This window comes from Streptomyces avermitilis MA-4680 = NBRC 14893 (assembly GCF_000009765.2).
Taxonomy (GTDB): Bacteria; Actinomycetota; Actinomycetes; order Streptomycetales; family Streptomycetaceae; genus Streptomyces; species Streptomyces avermitilis.
The window spans coordinates 2601491-2618454 of sequence record NC_003155.5 but is presented as its reverse complement, the minus strand read 5'-3'; the positions used below and the strand labels follow the sequence as shown (position 1 = coordinate 2618454).

Annotated in this window: 16 protein-coding genes and 1 pseudogene; 11 read left to right on the top strand and 6 right to left on the bottom strand. The window is 70.1% G+C overall.

The genetic code is table 11. The features are described from left to right. Positions 1-90 precede the first annotated feature (90 nt). The 4 genes from SAVERM_RS11285 (at position 91) to SAVERM_RS11270 (ending at position 4593) form a co-directional block, all read left to right on the top strand. Positions 91-906 carry a hypothetical protein gene (locus SAVERM_RS11285; RefSeq protein ID WP_037650034.1) on the top strand — a complete coding sequence of 272 codons (816 nt, stop codon included), beginning with the start codon at positions 91-93 and terminating at the stop codon, positions 904-906. Positions 907-1056: 150 nt separating this feature from the next. Beyond that, positions 1057-2376 carry a copper amine oxidase gene (locus SAVERM_RS11280; protein WP_010983589.1) on the top strand — a complete coding sequence of 440 codons (1320 nt, stop codon included), beginning with the start codon at positions 1057-1059 and terminating at the stop codon, positions 2374-2376. A 115-nt stretch (positions 2377-2491) separates the two neighbouring features. Next, positions 2492-3730, top strand: a complete 1239-nt coding sequence (locus SAVERM_RS11275; protein ID WP_037650037.1) for an SAV2148 family HEPN domain-containing protein — start codon at positions 2492-2494, stop codon at positions 3728-3730. A 140-nt stretch (positions 3731-3870) separates the two neighbouring features. Then, complete coding sequence (locus SAVERM_RS11270) at positions 3871-4593, top strand: 3'-5' exonuclease (protein WP_010983587.1); 723 nt, start codon at positions 3871-3873, stop codon at positions 4591-4593. Between the two features lie 38 nt (positions 4594-4631). Here the strand turns inward: SAVERM_RS11270 and SAVERM_RS11265 are convergent, their stop codons facing one another. Further along, on the bottom strand, positions 4632-5495 hold the full coding sequence (locus SAVERM_RS11265) for a phosphotransferase enzyme family protein (RefSeq protein WP_010983586.1): 864 nt from the start codon (positions 5493-5495) through the stop codon (positions 4632-4634). A gap of 246 nt (positions 5496-5741) precedes the next feature. On the opposite strand from SAVERM_RS11265, the gene SAVERM_RS11260 reads away from it, so the two are divergent. From SAVERM_RS11260 to SAVERM_RS11245, 4 genes are all read left to right on the top strand, one after another. After that, a complete protein-coding gene (locus SAVERM_RS11260) occupies positions 5742-6680 on the top strand; it encodes a carbohydrate ABC transporter permease (RefSeq protein WP_010983585.1) in 939 nt (312 codons plus the stop codon). After that, on the top strand, positions 6677-7510 hold the full coding sequence (locus SAVERM_RS11255; RefSeq protein ID WP_010983584.1) for a carbohydrate ABC transporter permease: 834 nt from the start codon (positions 6677-6679) through the stop codon (positions 7508-7510). Before SAVERM_RS11260 ends, SAVERM_RS11255 begins: the two co-directional genes overlap by 4 nt. After that, on the top strand, positions 7510-8790 hold the full coding sequence (locus SAVERM_RS11250; protein WP_010983583.1) for an ABC transporter substrate-binding protein: 1281 nt from the start codon (positions 7510-7512) through the stop codon (positions 8788-8790). Before SAVERM_RS11255 ends, SAVERM_RS11250 begins: the two co-directional genes overlap by 1 nt. Before the next feature lie 286 nt (positions 8791-9076). After that, a complete protein-coding gene (locus tag SAVERM_RS11245; protein WP_010983582.1) occupies positions 9077-10048 on the top strand; it encodes a CDP-alcohol phosphatidyltransferase family protein in 972 nt (323 codons plus the stop codon). A gap of 70 nt (positions 10049-10118) precedes the next feature. On the opposite strand, the gene SAVERM_RS11240 is transcribed toward SAVERM_RS11245, so the two are convergent. Next, the gene (locus SAVERM_RS11240; protein WP_010983581.1) at positions 10119-12392 is read right to left on the bottom strand and encodes an MMPL family transporter; all 2274 of its coding nucleotides are present in this window, start codon (positions 12390-12392) and stop codon (positions 10119-10121) included. 296 nt (positions 12393-12688) lie between these two features. Between SAVERM_RS11240 and SAVERM_RS11235 the strand changes: the two genes are divergently transcribed. Next, positions 12689-13234, top strand: coding sequence for a DUF1697 domain-containing protein (locus SAVERM_RS11235; RefSeq protein WP_010983580.1), 546 nt, complete (start codon positions 12689-12691; stop codon positions 13232-13234). A 68-nt stretch (positions 13235-13302) separates the two neighbouring features. Here the strand turns inward: SAVERM_RS11235 and SAVERM_RS11230 are convergent, their stop codons facing one another. Then, a complete protein-coding gene (locus SAVERM_RS11230; protein ID WP_107083168.1) occupies positions 13303-13752 on the bottom strand; it encodes an aldo/keto reductase in 450 nt (149 codons plus the stop codon). On the opposite strand from SAVERM_RS11230, the pseudogene SAVERM_RS44675 reads away from it, so the two are divergent. Next, positions 13682-13849 (top strand): annotated as a pseudogene (locus SAVERM_RS44675) (ketopantoate reductase family protein); the annotation flags it as partial. The gene SAVERM_RS11230 and the pseudogene SAVERM_RS44675 overlap by 71 nt on opposite strands. A gap of 25 nt (positions 13850-13874) precedes the next feature. Continuing rightward, positions 13875-14471: a TIGR03086 family metal-binding protein gene (locus SAVERM_RS11225; RefSeq protein ID WP_010983578.1), complete on the top strand. Its 597-nt coding sequence runs from the start codon at positions 13875-13877 to the stop codon at positions 14469-14471. A 57-nt stretch (positions 14472-14528) separates the two neighbouring features. Here the strand turns inward: SAVERM_RS11225 and SAVERM_RS11220 are convergent, their stop codons facing one another. The 3 genes from SAVERM_RS11220 to SAVERM_RS11210 are packed head-to-tail and all read right to left on the bottom strand — an operon-like array spanning position 14529 to position 16960. Continuing rightward, positions 14529-15266, bottom strand: a complete 738-nt coding sequence (locus tag SAVERM_RS11220) for a sirohydrochlorin chelatase (protein ID WP_010983577.1) — start codon at positions 15264-15266, stop codon at positions 14529-14531. Positions 15267-15273: 7 nt separating this feature from the next. Next, a complete protein-coding gene (locus tag SAVERM_RS11215; RefSeq protein WP_010983576.1) occupies positions 15274-16185 on the bottom strand; it encodes an ABC transporter permease in 912 nt (303 codons plus the stop codon). Further along, positions 16172-16960 (bottom strand): ABC transporter ATP-binding protein, encoded by a 789-nt coding sequence (locus tag SAVERM_RS11210; protein ID WP_037650039.1) that lies wholly within the window; start codon positions 16958-16960, stop codon positions 16172-16174. The genes SAVERM_RS11215 and SAVERM_RS11210 overlap by 14 nt, the downstream gene beginning before the upstream one ends. Positions 16961-16964: the final 4 nt, after the last annotated feature.

The following is a 16964-nucleotide window of genomic DNA, read 5'->3' as shown; positions in this document are numbered from 1 at the left end:
CGTCACATAAGCACTACGCCGACGCATACGCGCCATGCCGAACCAGTGGGGCTCAAGACACTCCTGGAGACCGGAGGAGTAGGGGGAAATGTGCGCAAGATAGTGCACCGCCATCTGGGCAAGGTGGTGGCAGGCGCGGCCATCGCTGTGGCCGGTACCGCGGTGATGGTCGGCATCACGCTCCCGGGCTCGGCGGGGGCCGACGAACAGGGCGGCCAGGGCGCCGGCCAGTCCGCCCAGCAGGCCGGACAGGCCGGGCAGCAGGGGCAGGCGGCGGCGCAGCCCGGCGTCGTCGAGCAGGCCCCGGCCGAGGGGGAGAAGGGCACGGGCCGCGACCCCCTCACCGACGACGAGACGAAGCGGGTCGCGCAGATCGCGGTGAACCAGCAGTTCTTCGGCTCCAGCGAGAACGTCGAGGGCAGGCGCGGCCCACAGCGCGTCGGCGTCGACCTCGCGGAGCAGGACGAGAACGCGCCGGCCGGCGCGAACGCGCCGCGCCGCGCCGACGTGCGGTTCTACGACTACAAGGACGACACGCTCGTCACCAAGACCGTCAACCTCGACAGCGGGAAGGTCGAGCAGACCGACACCCAGCACGGCGTCCAGCCGCCGATCAGCTCCGACGAGGCCGTCGAGGCGGCCAGGCTGCTGATCGCCGACCCGCTCGGCGCGGGCCTGAAGGCCGACTTCAAGGACGCGACCGGCAAGGAACTCACCTCGCCCGATCAGCTGCTGCTCAACAGCATGGCCTACCGGGCGACCTCGGGTGCCCAGCCCGCGGTCCTCGCGCAGTGCGGTGACCACCGCTGCGTGCGGCTGTTCCCGAAGGTCAGGAACGGGCCCTGGATCGACAGCCGTGACCTGGTGGTCGACCTGAGCGCGCGCAAGGTGGGCAAGCTCGGCTGAGCCGCGGTCCGTTCGCTTTTCCAACGCTCCGCCTTCCTTTCTGTTCCTCTGCCGCTCTCTCCCGCTCTCTCGTCCCCCCTCGTCCCCTCTCTTCTCTCCCCTCCTTCTTTCCCTTCCTTCTTCCTGCTTTTCGCGAGGAGTCACTTCTTCATGCGCGTGAACAGAATCAGCCGGGCCCGCCGCCGGGCGGCGGTGTCCCTGTCCGTGGCGGCGCTCGCCGTCGGTGCGACGACGGTCGCGGGACCGGCCGTCGCCCAGACCAAGTCGGCACCCGCGGCGGCCGCCGACTGCAGCGCGGCGTACCGGATCGAGCAGAAGCTCGCCTCCGGCACCACCTGGCAGATGTGCTGGCACTACGAGAGCGAGGCCGGGCTCGTCCTGGAGAACATCTCGTACCAGCCGCCCGGTGAGACACGGCCGATCAAGGTCCTCACCAGCGCCAAGCTCGGCCAGATCCACGTCCCCTACGACGACGGCAAAGCCGAGTACAGCGACCTCACGGGTGCGGGCTTCGGCCAGGGCCTGATGAACATGGCGCCCGGCGAGTGCCCCGGCGGCACCATCAAGACCGTCAAGGTCCCGGGCGCCTGGGATCCGCAGCACCCGAACGTCAAGGGTCTGTGCACCACCACCCGTTCGCGCGGCCACGCCTACCGCATGCAGGGCGACACGGCGAACAAGGTCTTCCAGGCCCAGGGCAAGGACCTGCTGGTCTACACCGTGAACCAGGTCGGCTGGTACGAGTACATCACCGAGTGGCGCTTCCAGGACGACGGCACGATCAACATGAACGTCGGCGCCACCGGCAGCCTCTCGCCCGTCGACTACGACGCCGGCGACGGCCGCGGCTGGCCCCTCGGCAAGGGCGCCAAGGCGTACGCGACCAGCCACAGCCACAACATCTTCTGGCGGCTCAACTTCGGTCTGGACGGCTCCTCGAAGAACACGGTCGAGCAGTACGACTCCGTGGTCACCGCGCCCGCCCGGGGCAACGAGGGCCCGACCAACAAGACCACCCGCACGAAGATCACCAAGGAACTCGCGGGCGACGCCAAGAACATGCGCTGGTGGCGGGTCGTCAGCGCGACCGGCAAGAACAAGGACGACCACGCGCGTTCCTACGAGATCGTCCCGGGCGCCACCACCAAGTACCCCGGCCGCAGCTTCACCAAGCACGACATCTACTTCACCGAGTACAAGAAGTGTGAACAGTTCGCCAGCGACAACCTGCGCAACTGCGGTACCGGAGCCGGTAAGTCCGTCGACAAGTGGGTCGGCGGACAGACCCTCACCCACCCGATCGCCTGGGTCAACGTCGGTTTCCACCACATCGCCCGGGACGAGGACCAGCAGCCGATGCCGGTACACTGGCAGGGCTTCTCGATAGCTCCGCGCGATGTCACCGCTATGAATCCGCTCACTCCGGCCGAGCTGGCCGACCAGAACGGGCATGTGGAAAACGGTAGTTGAGAAACGACACTGTCCATCCGGCTGCATCGCCCGCTGCTCCCGGAGTACCCTTCCTTGATCGTTGGCTGGGATCAGCCACAGGGGAGAGCTCGGGGGAGCGGAAGGCGGTGCGTGGGTGGGCTCGGGAGGGCTGGAGTTGCCCCCTGGTGACGAGGGTCACGAGGGGAACTCCACAGATGTCCCACCCGGCGCGGTGTCCCTGGCACGGCCGATGGAAATGGGATCCATCGGACCGGAACTGGACTGGGGCACGGACGCCTGGCGCGAGGTGCGTACGCGCGCCCAGCGGGCCGGCCGTGCCTATATCTGGCTGAACCTCGTCGAACAGCGGCTGCGCGCGGTCGTGGCCGCTGTTCTGCGCCCCATCTACGAACCCGTCCACGGCGACGAGTGGGTGGTCGCCGCGGCCGGACCGGCCGGCCAGGAGTGGGTCCAGCGGGCGGTCGCGGTACGCGAAGTGAGCCGCCGCAAGGGCTACTTGCTGGACCCCGCCGACGACAACGTGCTGAGTTTCCTCACCCTGCCGCAGCTGCGCGAGCTGATGGTGCAGCACTGGCCGTGCTTCGAGCCGTACATCGACGAGCGCCGCGACGTTGAACTCGCCCTGGACGAGCTGGAGGTGACGCGTAACGTCGTCTCCCGCAACAGGGCCCTGTCCGAAGCGGTGCTCGGCCAGGCCGAGCGCGCCTCGGCGAAGCTCCTGGAGATCCTCGGCGCGGGCAGCGACGTGCCGTCCGCACGCCGGCTGCCCGTCGACGCGGTCGAGGACATGGTCGGCGACCGGTACGGGGACGTGGTCGGCGTCCACCCGGACCGGGTACGGCTGCTGCGGCAGTTCCCGGGCGAGGACATCTTCGGCGGCGCCCGCCGCCTCGACGCCATCGGCATCGGCCTGAACCTGCTCGTGCAGAACTTCTCCGGGCGCCGGCTGGTACGGCTCGCCGAGTCGGGCTGCCGGGTGCGTCTGCTGTTCCTGAATCCCGCGTCCAGCGCGGTGAAGCGGCGCGAGCGCGAACTCGGCATCAAGCGGGGCGAGATGAGCCGCGCCGTCGAGATGAACATCCTGCACATGCGCCGGGTGCGGTCCAAGCTGCGCGACCCGGGCGCCTTCGAGATCCAGGTCTACGACGAGACGCCTCGCTTCACCGCGTATCTCGTCGACGGAGACGGCTCCGACGGCATCGCGGTGGTGCAGTCGTATCTGCGGCGCACCCGCGGCATGGAAGCGCCGGTCCTGGTGCTGCGCGGCGGGGGCCGGGTGGTGAAGGCGGACGACGTCGACGACAGCGGGCTCTTCCCGACCTACCGCGAGGAGTTCGAACTGGCTTGGGCGGATTCGCGGCCTGTGTCCTGACGAGTCCGCATTCCGGGCGGGCGCGGTGCGTCCGCGGGGTCGCCCGGACCGGCGAAGCGGAACGCGGTCGCCGGATTGTCAGTGGCGCGTGGGAGGGTGGAGACCACTGGGGGAAAGCACCACCACGAAGGGGGGCCGCCATGGCCTGGCACGAGCAGCTGCTGATCGGCTTCGACCTGGAGACGACCGGAACGGATCCGCGCGAGGCGCGCATCGTCACCGGCGCGGTCATAGAGGTCAAGGGTCAAGAGCCGGTCGGACGCCGCGAGTGGCTGGCCGACCCGGGCGTGGAGATCCCGGCGGACGCGGTGGCCGTGCACGGGATCACCAATGAGCGGGCCGCGGCCGAGGGCGGTCCCCCCGACCGGGTCGCCGAGTCCCTGGCGCAGACCCTCGTGGGGTACTGGCGAACCGGAGTGCCGGTCGTGGCGTACAACGCGACCTTCGACCTCACCCTCCTGTCCGCCGAACTGCGCCGGTACGGACTGCCGTCGCTGCGCGAGCGGCTCGACGGCCGCGACCCGGCACCGGTGATCGACCCGTACACGATCGACCGCTGGGTGGACCGCTACCGCCGCGGCAAGCGGAACCTCGAGGCGGTCTGCACGGAGTACGGCGTCCCCCTGGACGCCGCGCACGACGCGACCGCGGACGCCCTGGCCGCGGCCCGGCTCGCCGCCGCGATAGCCCACCGCCACCCGAAGATCGCCGCGCTCGGCCCGGCGGAGCTGCACCGCCGCCAGATCGAGTGGTACGCGGCCTGGGCGGCGGACTTCCAGAGCTTCCTGCGCCGCAAGGGCGACACGGCGGCGGTCGTGGACGGCACATGGCCGCTGCGGGAGCCGGCGGACGAAACGGTCTGAGCGGACGTCCGGGACGGGCGGCCGGGAAGGCAGGGTACTCAGAAGGGGTACCAGCGCACCGTCTCGTCCCCGTCCCGCAGTGACGCCACACGCCGCTCGAACTCGGTCAGTGCCTTGGGATTGCTCGGCGCGTGCTGGGCGACCCAGGCGCAGCTGGCGGTCTCCCGGGCGCCCCGGAGCACGGCAGCGCCCGTCCACTCCCGCACATCCCACCCGTATGTCGTGGTGAACGCGTCGTACGCCTCGGCGGGCAGCCCGTAGCGGTCACGGGACAGGGCCATGACCACCAGGTCGTGCTCGCGCAGATCGGCGGAGAAGGTCTCCAGGTCGACCAGGACCGGACCGCCCGGGCCGACGTGCACATTGCGGGGCAGTGCGTCGCCGTGGATCGGGCCGGGCGGCAGCTGCGGAGTGAGCGCGGCCGCGGCCGCGGCGAACCCGTCGCGGCGCTCGCGCAGATAGGCCGCGTCCGCCGGATCGATCGCGTCGCCCGCCAGACGCAGCCAGCGCTCCACGCCGCCCAGCAGTTCGCGGGGCGGCAGGTCGAAGGAGGGGGAGGGCAGGGCATGCACCACCCGCAGCAGTTCGGCCAGGTCCCGGGGCTCCGCGGGGCGTACCGGATCCGGCAGCCGATGCCACACCGTCACCGGATGGCCGTCCACCAACCGCGCCTCGGGCTCGGCGGCCCGCACCGCGGGGACGCCGGTGTCGGCGAGCCAGTGCGCGATCTCCAGCTCCCGCCGTGCGCGGTCGAGGAGCTCGGCGTCGCGCCCCACCTTGACCACCAGGTCACCGGCGGCGAACACCGCGTTCTCGCCCAGGGCGAGAAGCCGCGCGTCCCGGGCCGGCCCGGGCAGCACGCTCGCCGTGGCCAGTACGTCCCGCGCCTGTGCCTCGTCCATCGTTCGCCTCCGTGTTCCTCGCGCGTACGGCGTCACGAACACGCCATCCGACGGAAAGTGTCGCATTGGCGCTGGTCGGGCCGCCTACAAGGGCTTGCACGCTGTCTTGACGTCGCGTCAGTCCCTCAGGACCATGACGGGGCCGCCCGGACGCTGGGGCCGGTCGGCGCAGGGGCGCCTGCCGGACGACGCCATCGTGGCGACCAGGCCCCAGACCGGTGCGAGTCGCCCGAAGGAGCCGATTTCGTGACATTGGCGACCGTGACGAAGCGGTCAGTGAAGAGCCCGCCGCGGCCCGCCGGGCGGGGCCGGACGCCCACCGGCCAGGGCGCCTGGTTCCTGGTGCTGCCCGCGTTGCTCCCGATCCTCGTGCTCAGCGTCGGACCCCTGCTGTACGGGATCGCGCTGGCGTTCACCGACTCCCAGTCGGGGCGGACCGCGCCCACGCAGTGGATCGGGACCCTCAACTTCCAGGACCTGGTGCAGGACACGCTGTTCTGGGACTCGTTCCGGATCGGGCTGCTGTGGGCGGTCGGGGTGACCGTGCCGCAGTTCCTGCTCGCGCTCGGGCTCGCCCTGCTGCTCAACCAGGACCTGAAGCTGCGCTGGGCGGCACGGGCGCTCGCGATCATTCCCTGGGCGATGCCCGAGGTGGTCGTCGGCATCATGTGGCGGCTCGTCTACAACCCGGACGCGGGCATCCTCAACGAGACGATCCGCGATCTGGGCCTCGGTGACGGCCGCGACTGGCTGTCCGGTCTGTCCACCGCCCTGCCCGCCGTGATCGTCGTCGGCGTGTGGGCGGGCATGCCGCAGACGACCGTCGCCCTGCTCGCCGGGCTGCAGAACACCCCGCGTGAACTCCACGAGGCGGCCTCGATGGACGGCGCGGGCGCCTGGCGCCGCTTCCTGAGCGTCACCTGGCCGGCCCTCAGACCGGTCGCGCTGGCGATCACCGCGCTCAACCTCATCTGGAACTTCAACTCGTTCGCCCTGGTCTATGTGCTGACCAACGGAGGCCCCGGCGGCCGCACCCGCCTGCCCATGCTCTTCGCCTACGAAGAGGCCTTCCGCTACGGCCAGTTCGGTTACGCGGCGGCGATGGGCTGTGTGCTGGTCGCGGTGATCTCGGTGCTCCTCGCCGTGTTCCTGGTGGGCCGTCTGAAGGGAGGCGAAGACGCGTGAAGACCCCCAAGAGGGCCCGCGCCGGCCAGTACGTCGCACTGCTCGCCTATCTCGTCTTCCTCGCCTTCCCCTTCCTCTGGCTGATCTCCACGGCCTTCAAACCGCCGCGCGAGCTGGCCAGTCTGCACCCCACCTGGATCCCGAGGAACCCGACGCTCGCCAACTTCCGGCAGGCCTTCGACGAGCAGCCCCTGCTGCACGCCGCGCTCAACTCCCTGCTCGCGGCCCTCGGAGCGGCGCTGATCGCCGTGCTGATCGCGACTCCGATGGCCTACGTCATGGCCCGGCGCCGCACCCTCCTCGCCCGGGCCGCCACGGGCTGGGTGGTGGTCAGCCAGGCGTTCCCGTTCGTTCTGGTGATCATCCCGCTGTTCCTGGTCCTCAAGCACCTGCGGCTGATCAACTCCGTGCCCGGTCTGATCATGGTGTACGTGGTGTGGGCGCTGCCGTTCGCGCTGTGGATGCTGGTCGGGTACGTACGGGCCGTGCCGGTGGAGCTGGAGGAGGCGGCGGCAGTGGACGGCGCCGGGCGGGCGCGCACGCTGGTGTCGGTGACCGCACCGCTGCTGGCGCCGGGCATCGTGGCGACGGCACTGTTCGCGTTCATCACCGCGTGGAACGAGTTCTTCTTCGCGCTGGTGCTGCTCAAGACCCCGCAGAAACAGACGCTGCCGGTCGTCCTCACACACTTCATCGGCGCGGAGGGCGTCGCGGACCTCGGCCCGCTGGCCGCGGCGGCGTTCCTCGCCACCCTGCCCTCGCTGGTCGTCTTCGCGGTCATCCAGCGGCGGATCACGGGCGGCATGCTCACCGGGGCGGTGAAGAGCTGATGCGCAGGAGGTGGATCACCGCGCTCGTCGCGCTGGGGCTGCTGCTCGCGGGATGTTCTTCGGACCACGACGGCTCCGGCGGCCGTATCACCCTCCGCTTCCAGTCCCTCGCCTGGCAGGAGGAGTCCGTCGCTGCCAACAAGGAGCTGGTCGAGGAGTGGAACGCGACGCATCCGGCCGTCCAGGTCGCATACGTGCAGGGAAGCTGGGACAGCGTCCACGACCAGCTGCTGACCTCCTTCGAGGGCGGTGAGGCGCCCGACGTCATCCACGACGCGTCCGACGACCTCGCCGACTTCGCCTACGGCGGCTCGCTCGCCGATCTGCGCGAACTGCTGCCCGCCCGGCTCATGTCGGACATCCCGCAGCGGAGTTGGCGGACGGCGACCTTCGGGGACGGGATCTACGGGGTGCCGTTCCTCCAGGAGCCAAGGGTGCTGATCGCCAACGCCACCTGGCTGAAGGAGTCGGGGGTGCGCATTCCGACCCCCGAGCGGCCGTGGACGTGGGACGAGTTCCGCCGGATCGCCGGTCAGCTGAGCGGCAAGGGCAAGTACGGCGTCGCCTGGCCGCTCAAGGAACCCGTCTCGGCCACGCTCAACCTGTCCCTCTCGACCGGCGGACAGATGTTCCACCGGGGTGCCGACGGCAAGGTGACGGTGCGGTTCGACGCGGCCGACGCCCTCGTGCCGCGCACCGTGCACGACGAGGTGAACACCGACGGGAGCGCGTCGGGCAGCACGCTCGGTATGGGCGGTTCCGACACGCTGCCCGGGTTCTTCGGTGGGAAGTACGCGATGGTCCCGCTCGGCTTCTCGTACCGGCAGCAGATCGCGCAACAGGCGCCGAAGGGTTTCGAGTGGCAGGTGCTGCCCGCGCCGGCCGGTGCCGACGGGCTCGCCCAGGGCGTCAGCCCGCAGACGCTGTCCGTCGCCGCGGACAGCCCGCACAAGAAGGAGGCCGCCGAGTTCATCGACTTCCTGCTCCGGCCGAAGAACATGGTCCGGCTCGCGCTCGGCGACTGGATGCTGCCCACGGGCACCGAGGCCCTCAAGGACCCCGCCCTGCACACCGCCATGGACGACTGGGCGACCGGCACCGCACTCGCCGCCCACCTCCGTTCGGCTCCCGCCCAGTCCGTACGCGGCTACCCGGAGTGGAAGGACAAGGTCGCGACCCCCGCGTTCCAGGAGTACTACAGCGGGGCGATCGGCCTGGCCGAGCTGAGAAAGCGGCTGGTCGAGGACGGAAATCTGGTGCTGGCTCGCTATCAGCGCTGAGGGGCCCAGGACCGTTCGAGGCGGAGAACCGTGACTGTCCGCGAGTCCACGGTTTCCCTGGCGTAAAGGTTGCACGCGACCGGTGAAGTCCTGGCGCACTTTGGATAACGGTCGGGTCATTCGGTAACGCTCGGATAACGCGGTAACTGCCGGAAAAAGACATGGACTTGGTAGTGGAGTTGGACCGATACCCCCTCGGGAAGGTTGCACGAGCGGGATCTTGTTCTCTCGGTAAGAGGATTCCTAACGTGAGATTAATTCCAGTCGAACGCCAGGAAGTTGACCTATGCCCTCCCTACGCCGAGACCTCCCGCCCCTTCCCGAGGTGCGCCGCATCACGCAGAAGAAGCGCGACGCCTGGTGGACCGTGCTGCTCGTCGACCCGGTCGCCACCCCGCTCGTGCGGCAGGTCGCGCTGCGGACGAGGATCACGCCGAACCAGCTCACCTGGGGTGCGTTCCTGCTCGGTCTCGCCTCGGCGGTGTGCTTCGCGCTCGGCGACTGGCGCTGGCTGGTCGCCGGTGCCGTCGTCTACCACCTGAGCTTCATCCTCGACTGCATGGACGGCAAGGTCGCCCGGCTGACCGGCCAGGGCTCGGTGTTCGGGGCCTGGCTGGACTTCGTCTTCGACCGCATCCGGGTGGCGGTGTGCGCGGTGGCGTTGATGGCCGGGCAGTACGAGCGCTCCGGAGACACGACGTACATCTGGCTGGCCGCCGCCGTGATCGGCCTGGACACCCTGCGCTACATCAACTCGCTGGAAATCTTCAAGATCCGCCATTCGATGCGCAAGCAGATCAAGTCCCGCCTGAGGGAGGCGCGCCGGTCCGAGAACCAGGCCGAGCTGGCCTTCATGGAAGACCTGCTGCGCAACAATCCCGAGGCGGACATCGAGCAGGACCAGCGCAGCGCCGCGGCCGGGCAGGAGGCTCCCGAAGGCGGCACGGCGGCCCGCCCCCAGGCCCAGGTCATCGACCTGCACGAGGAGTTCCGGCACCGCTTCCCGGCCTATCTGAGGGCACGTTCCTTCCTGCTGCGCCACCGCATTCGCACCCACCTGGTGAGCGGCATCGAATTCCAGATGGGCGTCTTCATCATCGGCCCGTTCCTCGACTCGGTGATCGGGGCGACGATCGTGTCCGGTGCCCTGCTCCTCGTCTTCGAGCTCGCCATCATCTACAAGCTGCTGCTGTCCACCCGCGACTTCACCCGCACGATCGACTCCTTCGAGCGCGACGACGTGGCCCGGGCGGCCTGAGCAGCCCACGCGGACAGCACCGTGGCCGGGGTGCGTACACCCCGGCCACGTACGCGCGTCGAACCTGTCGTCAGACTCCCACCCGCTCGCCCTCCACGGCGGGCGGCTGAGGCGGCGACACCGGCTCGGGTGACTCGTCGTGGGTGAGGTCCGGCAGCCGGTTCAGCCACCTCGGGAGGTACCAGTTGCGCTCGCCGAGCAGGGCCATCACGGCGGGGAGGAGAACGCCGCGGATGATCGTCGCGTCGATCAGGACCGCGGCGGCCAGGCCCACGCCCATCTGCTTCATGGACTGCATGGACAGCGTCCCGAAGATCGCGAAGACGGCGACCATGATGACGGCGGCGCTGGTGACGACTCCGGCCGTGGTCACCACACCGTGCTGGATGGCGTCCTTGGTGCTCCGGCCGCGCAGCCGCGCCTCACGGATCCGCGAGACCACGAAGACGTGGTAGTCCATCGAGAGCCCGAAGAGGATCACGAAGAGGAACAGCGGCAGCCAGGTGACGATGGCGCCCACGCCCTCCGCGCCGACCAGCGAGGCGCCCCAGCCGTGCTGGAAGACGCCGACCAGGATGCCGTAGGCCGCGCCCACCGAAAGGAGGTTGAGCACGATCGAGGTGATCGCGATCGTCAGCGAGCGGAACGACACCAGCATCAGCAGGAAGGCGAAGACCACGACGAAGGCGAAGACCGGGGCCACCGAGCCGATCAGCTGATCGTTGAAGTCCTTGTTCCCCGCGACCTGTCCGGTGATCGGCGCCTGGACGCCGTCGACCTTGCCGAGCGTGTCGGGCCGCACCTTGTCGCGCAGCAGGTCCAGGCTCTGGCCGGCCTTGTCCTGGTCGGAGCCGCCGACCAGCGGTACATAGACGAAGGCGATGTTCTGCGCGTCGTGCACCTTGATCTCGACCGGCCCGCGCGAGGCACCCGAACTCACGGCCTGGGTACGGAAGTCGGCCAGCGCGGACTTCACGTCGGCGGCGTTGATGTCCTTGGCCCTGACGACCACCTCGGCCGGCTCGGAGCCGCCGGGGAAGGCGTCGTTGACGCGGTTGTACGTCCCCACGATCGGCAGTGAATCGCCGAACTCCTGGTCCAGCGTGAGGTTCTGGGTCTTCATGCCGAGTGCGGGCGCCGCGATCGCCAGCAGCGCGCCGGCCGCGACGACGAGCGCGACACCGGGCTTGGCGAGCACGACCCGGAGCACGGCTCCCCAGAACCGGCTTTCCCCGTTGCCCTTGGCGGCGTTGCCGTTCTTACGCCGTTTGTCCGGGTGCAGGAACGGAATCCGCCCCTTCTCCACCCGCTCACCGAGCAGCGAGAGCAGCGCCGGCAGCACGGTCACCGATCCGACCATCGCGACCGCCACGACCATCAGCGAGGCGAGGCCCATCGCCTCGAACGTGGCGAGGCCGGTGAACAGCATGCCCGCCATCGCCACACACACCGTGATTCCGGAGACGATGATGGCGCGCCCACTGGTCGCGGCGGCGATGCGCAGGGCGGCGTCCGCGCTCCGGCCCGCCGCCCGCTCCTCGCGCTCACGGCGCAGGTAGAACAGGCAGTAGTCGACGCCGACCGCCAGACCGACCAGGAGCATCACGGAGCTGGCGGTGTCGTCCATCGGCTGCAGATGGCTGACGATGCCCATCAGACCCATCGTCGCCATGATCGCGGTGATCGCGAGGGCCACCGGCAGTAGCGCCGCGACCAGCGCGCCGAAGGCGATCAGCAGAATACCGAGGGCCACCGGCACCGCGGAGTACTCGGCCTTCTGGAAGTCGTCGCCGAACGCGTCGTTGTACTGCTTCATCATGCTGGCGCCGCCGATCTCCTCGATCCGCAGCTCCGTGTGGTCCTTCTGGACACCCTCGACGGCCTTCAGCACCGGCTCGACCCGCTCGCCCGCGGTGTCCGACTCGCCGCGCATGTCGAACTGCACGAGCGCGCTCCGGCCGTCCTTCGAGATGGTCCGGGTGTCGTACGGCGACGTCACGTCCGTCGCCTTGCCGGTGTCTTCGACCGCCCGCATCACCGCGTCGACCGCGTCGCGGAACCCGGCGTCGGTGGCCTTGGACGACCCGTTCCTGACCTGGATCAGGACGGTCTCACTGGCCGGCTCCTCGATCCCGGCATCCTCGATGATCTTGGCGGCCGTGTGGGTCTCGCCCCCCAGCTGGTCGCTCTCCTTGACCTTGACCTGGCCCGCCGCCGAACCGAGTCCCATCGCCAGGACGACGAACAGCACCCAGATGCCGACGGCTGCCCAGCGGTGCCGGGCGCTCCAGCCGCCGGCCCGGGCTGCTATGCCCCGGACCCGCGTTGTTTCTCCGTTCGCCATGACGGACTGCCCCCTCCAAATGCGGTGACAGCCCCCTGCCGTCACCTTCACTACGAAGGTATGGGCCGGATAAGAACGACTCGTCGTGCTGGTTGGTGATCCGCCGGGTGGACGAGTCCTCCCCTCGGACCGGACGGCCTCAGCATCTGGGAGGACAGTGGTCCCCTACATGTATCCGGGGATCTCGGGGACACGGATCAGGGGCGCGGACTGTGTCCCCCGGGCGGCGAGCGGACCACCGGCCGCGGACGCCGTACCCGTCCCACGCGGCACGACGGCCGCTCTAGGGTGGGCGGATGACGACGTATGCGGCCTTGCTCCGCGGGATCAATGTGGGCGGCAACAAGAAGGTGCCGATGGCCGAGCTCCGGACGCTCCTCCAGGGGCTCGGGTACGGGGGCGTGGCCACCTATCTGCAAAGCGGCAACGCCGTCTTCACCAGCGACCACGGCGACGAGCAGTCCCTGGCGGCGGAGGTCGGGCAGGCCATCGAGAAGCGCTTCGGCTTCACCGTCGACGTCCTCGTCCGCGACCACGCCTATCTCAAGGCCGTACGCGAGGCCTGCCCCTTCCCGGCCGCCGAACTGGAGGCCAAGCAGCTCCACGTCACCTATTTCTCCGGGCCGGTCGACGCGGAGCGCTTCGCCTCGCTCGACCAGCCGGCCTTCCTGCCGGAGGAGTTCCGCCTGGGCGACCGCGCGCTCTATCTGTACGCCCCTGACGGCCTCGGCCGCTCCAAGCTGGGGGAGACCCTGGCCAGGCCCCGCCTCCTCAAGGGGATCGTCGCCACCAGCCGCAACTGGAACACGGTCGTCAAACTGGAGGAGCTGACCGGCGCCTGAGCACCACCCCGCCGAGGCCGCCGCCGAGGCCGAACCGCGCCTGCTCGCGTCCGACCCCTGGCCCACGGTCACCCCAGGCTGTCCAGCCGGGACAGCAGCGGTTCCGACGCACGGTCGAGCAGGTTGTAGCGGTTCTGCACGGAGGCGATGTCCGTCAACTCCAGTGCCGCTTCGAGCTGTTCGGCGGTGACCGTGTCGAGCCCGAGGTGCCGGATCTCGCCCTCGGTGCGCAACGCGTCGAGCGTGCCCAGCTGGTCGGCCATCGGTACCCCGGGGTCGAGCCGGTGCAACTGGTACAGGTCGATCGTGTCGAGCCGCAGCAGCCGCAGGCTCGCCTCGCACATCGCCCGCAGCTGCTCCGGGCGCCCGGTGATGTGCCAGGCGCTGTCACCGGTGCGTACGACGCCGCCCTTGGTGGACGGGCCGTAGTTGTCCGCGGTGTCGATCGAGATCGCGCTGCTGGGGCGGCTGCACGGCGTACCGACTCCGCTGAACGAGCTGCTCCAGCGGCTCGCCAACCAGTTCGCACGGGAGCGGCGGCCGGCCGGGTCGATGCCGGTGCGCGAGCTCGTACGCCTTGCCGGCCATGCTGTCGCGTTTGTTCAAGAGACTTGAGCCGGCTGTTTCTAGCGTGAGGCGCATGAAGAACGACGACATGCACCCGTACATGATCGAATGTGCCGCCGAGGCGGCCCGTGTCGCGCGCGGTGTCACGGCGGCACAGCTGAGCGATCCCACCCACTGCCCCGACTGGGACGTCCGTGCCCTGGTCAACCACTGGGTCCTCTACACCTCGCACGGCCTGGAGCACCGCGCCCTGCGCAAGCAGCTCCCCGAGGAGCTGACCGCGCGCGACTTCACCGCCGAACCGGACTGGGCCGAGGCGTACGCCGCCCAGCTGGACCGGGCGGTCGCCGCCTGGGCGGACCCGGCGGTGTGGGAGGGCGAGGTCGACCTCGGCATGGCGAAGGTGTCCGCCACCGACATCGCCTCGATGGTCATCAAGGAGCTGGCGGTCCACGGCTGGGACGTCGCGACGGCCACCGGCCAGGAGTACCGCGTCTCGGACGGCGCGGCCCGGTTCGTCCTCGCCGTGGTCGAGACACACGGCGACCTCTACCGCCAGTACGACGGATTCGCCGACCCGGTGCCGGTGCCGGACGACGCGCCCGTCTTCGACCGCGCCCTGGCGTCGAGCGGCCGGGACCCTCGTACGGGAAGGCTGTCCCTCGGCTGAGTTCCGGCCAGGCCGCTGAACTTCGATCCACTGAACGGGGACGCCCGCCCGGGTGTCTCAGGCGCCCAGGGCGGCCAGCGCCGGTACCCGCGCCTCGTCGTACCGGTTCAGCAGCACGTGGGCCACCTCCGGCGCCGGACCCAGTACATCCGACAGGACGTCCGCCTCCGCCGCGCCCCGTGCGATGCGGTCCGGCAGGAAGCCGGGGGCCAGGACGTACGGGGCGACCGCGATCCGCTCGCAGCCCAGTGCCCGCAGCTCCCGCACCGCGTCCTCGGTGCGGGGCAGGGACGCGGAGGCGAACGCAGGTCGCACGGCGCACCAGCCGGTGCGCCGCCACTCCCGCGCGATGTCCCCGATCACTGCGATCGCCTCCGGGTCGGTGGATCCCGCCGAGGCCAGTACGACCCCGGTCGAGGGTCTGTCGGCGGGGGTCAGCCCCGCCTCGTACAGCCGCCGTTCCAGCGCGGCCGTCAGGAAGGGGGACGGGCCAAGTACCTCCGCCTGCCGGATGCGCAGCCGTGACGGGGCCTCCCGCAGGACCGCCGGGATGTCCGCCTTCGCGTGGAAGGCGCGGGTGAGCAACAGCGGCAGGGCCACCACCTCGCGGACGCCCTCCGCCGCCAGAGACTCCAACACCCCGTTCACGGACGGGACGTTGAAGTCCAGGAAGCCGGTCTCCACGCGCAGCCCGGGACGCATGGCGCGTACCCGGCGCACCAGGGCGTGCACGGTCGCGGCGTGCCGCGGGTCGCGGCTGCCGTGGGCGATGACGAGGAGTACCGGTCGGTGCATGACGGGCTCAGCTCTTCACCAGGAGACCGCGGCTGCGCAGTACCCACCGCTCCAGCGGGCTGAAGATCAGCAGGTCGATGGCGATACCGACGACCAGGATGAGCAGGATGGCCTCGAACACCATGGCCATGTCGATGGCGTTGCGACCGTTCTCCAGCAGCTGGCCGAGGCCCACGCCCAGGTCGGGGAAGGACGCGATGATCTCCGCGGCCATCAGCGAACGCCACGAGAACGCCCAGCCCTGCTTCAGGCCCGCCACATAGCCCGGCAGCGCGGCCGGCAGCACGACGTGCCAGGTGCCCCGCAGGCCCGTCGCACCCATCGTGCGGCCCGCCCGCAGGAACAGCGGCGGCACCTGGTCGACGCCCGACACCAGGCCGTTGGCGATCGACGGGACGGCGCCGAGCAGGATCACCGTGTACATCATCGAGTTGTTCAGGCCGAACCAGACCACGGCCGGCGGCACCCAGGCCACCGACGGCAGCGACTGGAGACCCTGAAGGATCGGGCCGATGGCCGCGCGCACAAACCTCACGCGCGCCACCAGCAGGCCCAGCGGGGTGCCGATGACCAGCGCGAAAAGGAAGCCGAGCAGGCCGCGGGAGACGCTGGTCCAGATGTAGCCGAGGAGCTTGCCCTCCAGCCAGGCGTTCTCGATCTCGTTCCACACCGCGGACAGCGGCGGCAGCTTGGAGGGGTCAGTGACGATCTTGAACGAGATCAGCGCCTGCCACACCACCAGCACGAGCGCGATCGCGATGACCGGCGGCAGGATCTTCTGCACGAAGACCTGCCGGAACGGCGTACGCCCGACCTGCACCGTCTCCAGTGCGTCGAGGCCCGCCTCCAGACCGGCCAGGTCGTGGTGGGTGTTGTCCTTGGCGGGAGCGTCCGCCGACGTTGTCTCAGTGCTGGCCATGACGGCGGATCTCCCCACGCAGTTGTTCGGTGATCTCCACGGACAGCTCCGCCACGGCGGTGTCCTCGATGCGGCGCGGCTGCGGAATGTCCACCGTCCACTCGTGCGCCACCCGCCCGGGGCGGGAGGAGAGCAGCACGACCCGCTCGGCGAGCCGCACCGCCTCACGCACGTTGTGCGTGACGAAGAGGACGGACAACTGCGTCTCCCGCCAGATGCGGGTCAGCTCGTCGTGCAGGACGTCCCGCGTGATCGCGTCGAGCGCCGCGAACGGCTCGTCCATCAGCAGCAGCCCGCTGTCCTGGGCGAGCGCACGGGCCAGCGCGACGCGCTGTCGCATACCGCCGGACAGTTCGTGCACCCGCTTGCCGTACGCGCCCTTCAGCCGTACGAGTTCGAGCAGTTCCTCCGCCTTGTCGCGCCGCTCGGCCTTCGGAACTCCCCGCAGCCGCAGGGCGAGTTCGATGTTCTTGCCCGCGGTCAGCCACGGGAAGAGGGCGTGCTCCTGGAACATCAGGGCCGGTCGCCCCTTGGTCGTGATGCTGCCCGTGGTCGGGGCGTCGAGGCCCGCCACCAGGTTGAGCAGTGTCGACTTCCCGCACCCCGAGGCCCCCAGGAGGGTGACGAACTCGCCCGGCGCGACATCGAGGGTGATGTCGTCGAGGACGAGCTGCCGCCCGGCTGGCCCGGCGAAGGACTTGGAGACGTGCTCGATCCGAGCGGCGTGCTCCACCACGCCGACGCTGTCGGTGGCCTTGGCAATGGTCGTGGCCATGGTC

Bases quoted from the DNA above. Each gene is read 5' to 3' on its own strand.
- SAVERM_RS11240 (WP_010983581.1), bottom strand. From the start codon at position 12,392: ATGGCGAACGGAGAAACAACGCGGGTCCGGGGCATAGCAGCCCGGGCC.
- SAVERM_RS11215 (WP_010983576.1), bottom strand. From the start codon at position 16,185: ATGGCCAGCACTGAGACAACGTCGGCGGACGCTCCCGCCAAGGACAAC.
- SAVERM_RS11280 (WP_010983589.1), top strand. From the start codon at position 1,057: ATGCGCGTGAACAGAATCAGCCGGGCCCGCCGCCGGGCGGCGGTGTCC.
- SAVERM_RS11245 (WP_010983582.1), top strand. From the start codon at position 9,077: ATGCCCTCCCTACGCCGAGACCTCCCGCCCCTTCCCGAGGTGCGCCGC.
- SAVERM_RS11220 (WP_010983577.1), bottom strand. From the start codon at position 15,266: ATGCACCGACCGGTACTCCTCGTCATCGCCCACGGCAGCCGCGACCCG.
- SAVERM_RS11265 (WP_010983586.1), bottom strand. From the start codon at position 5,495: ATGGACGAGGCACAGGCGCGGGACGTACTGGCCACGGCGAGCGTGCTG.
- SAVERM_RS11210 (WP_037650039.1), bottom strand. From the start codon at position 16,960: ATGGCCACGACCATTGCCAAGGCCACCGACAGCGTCGGCGTGGTGGAG.
- SAVERM_RS11235 (WP_010983580.1), top strand. From the start codon at position 12,689: ATGACGACGTATGCGGCCTTGCTCCGCGGGATCAATGTGGGCGGCAAC.
- SAVERM_RS11225 (WP_010983578.1), top strand. From the start codon at position 13,875: ATGAAGAACGACGACATGCACCCGTACATGATCGAATGTGCCGCCGAG.
- SAVERM_RS11270 (WP_010983587.1), top strand. From the start codon at position 3,871: ATGGCCTGGCACGAGCAGCTGCTGATCGGCTTCGACCTGGAGACGACC.
- SAVERM_RS11250 (WP_010983583.1), top strand. From the start codon at position 7,510: ATGCGCAGGAGGTGGATCACCGCGCTCGTCGCGCTGGGGCTGCTGCTC.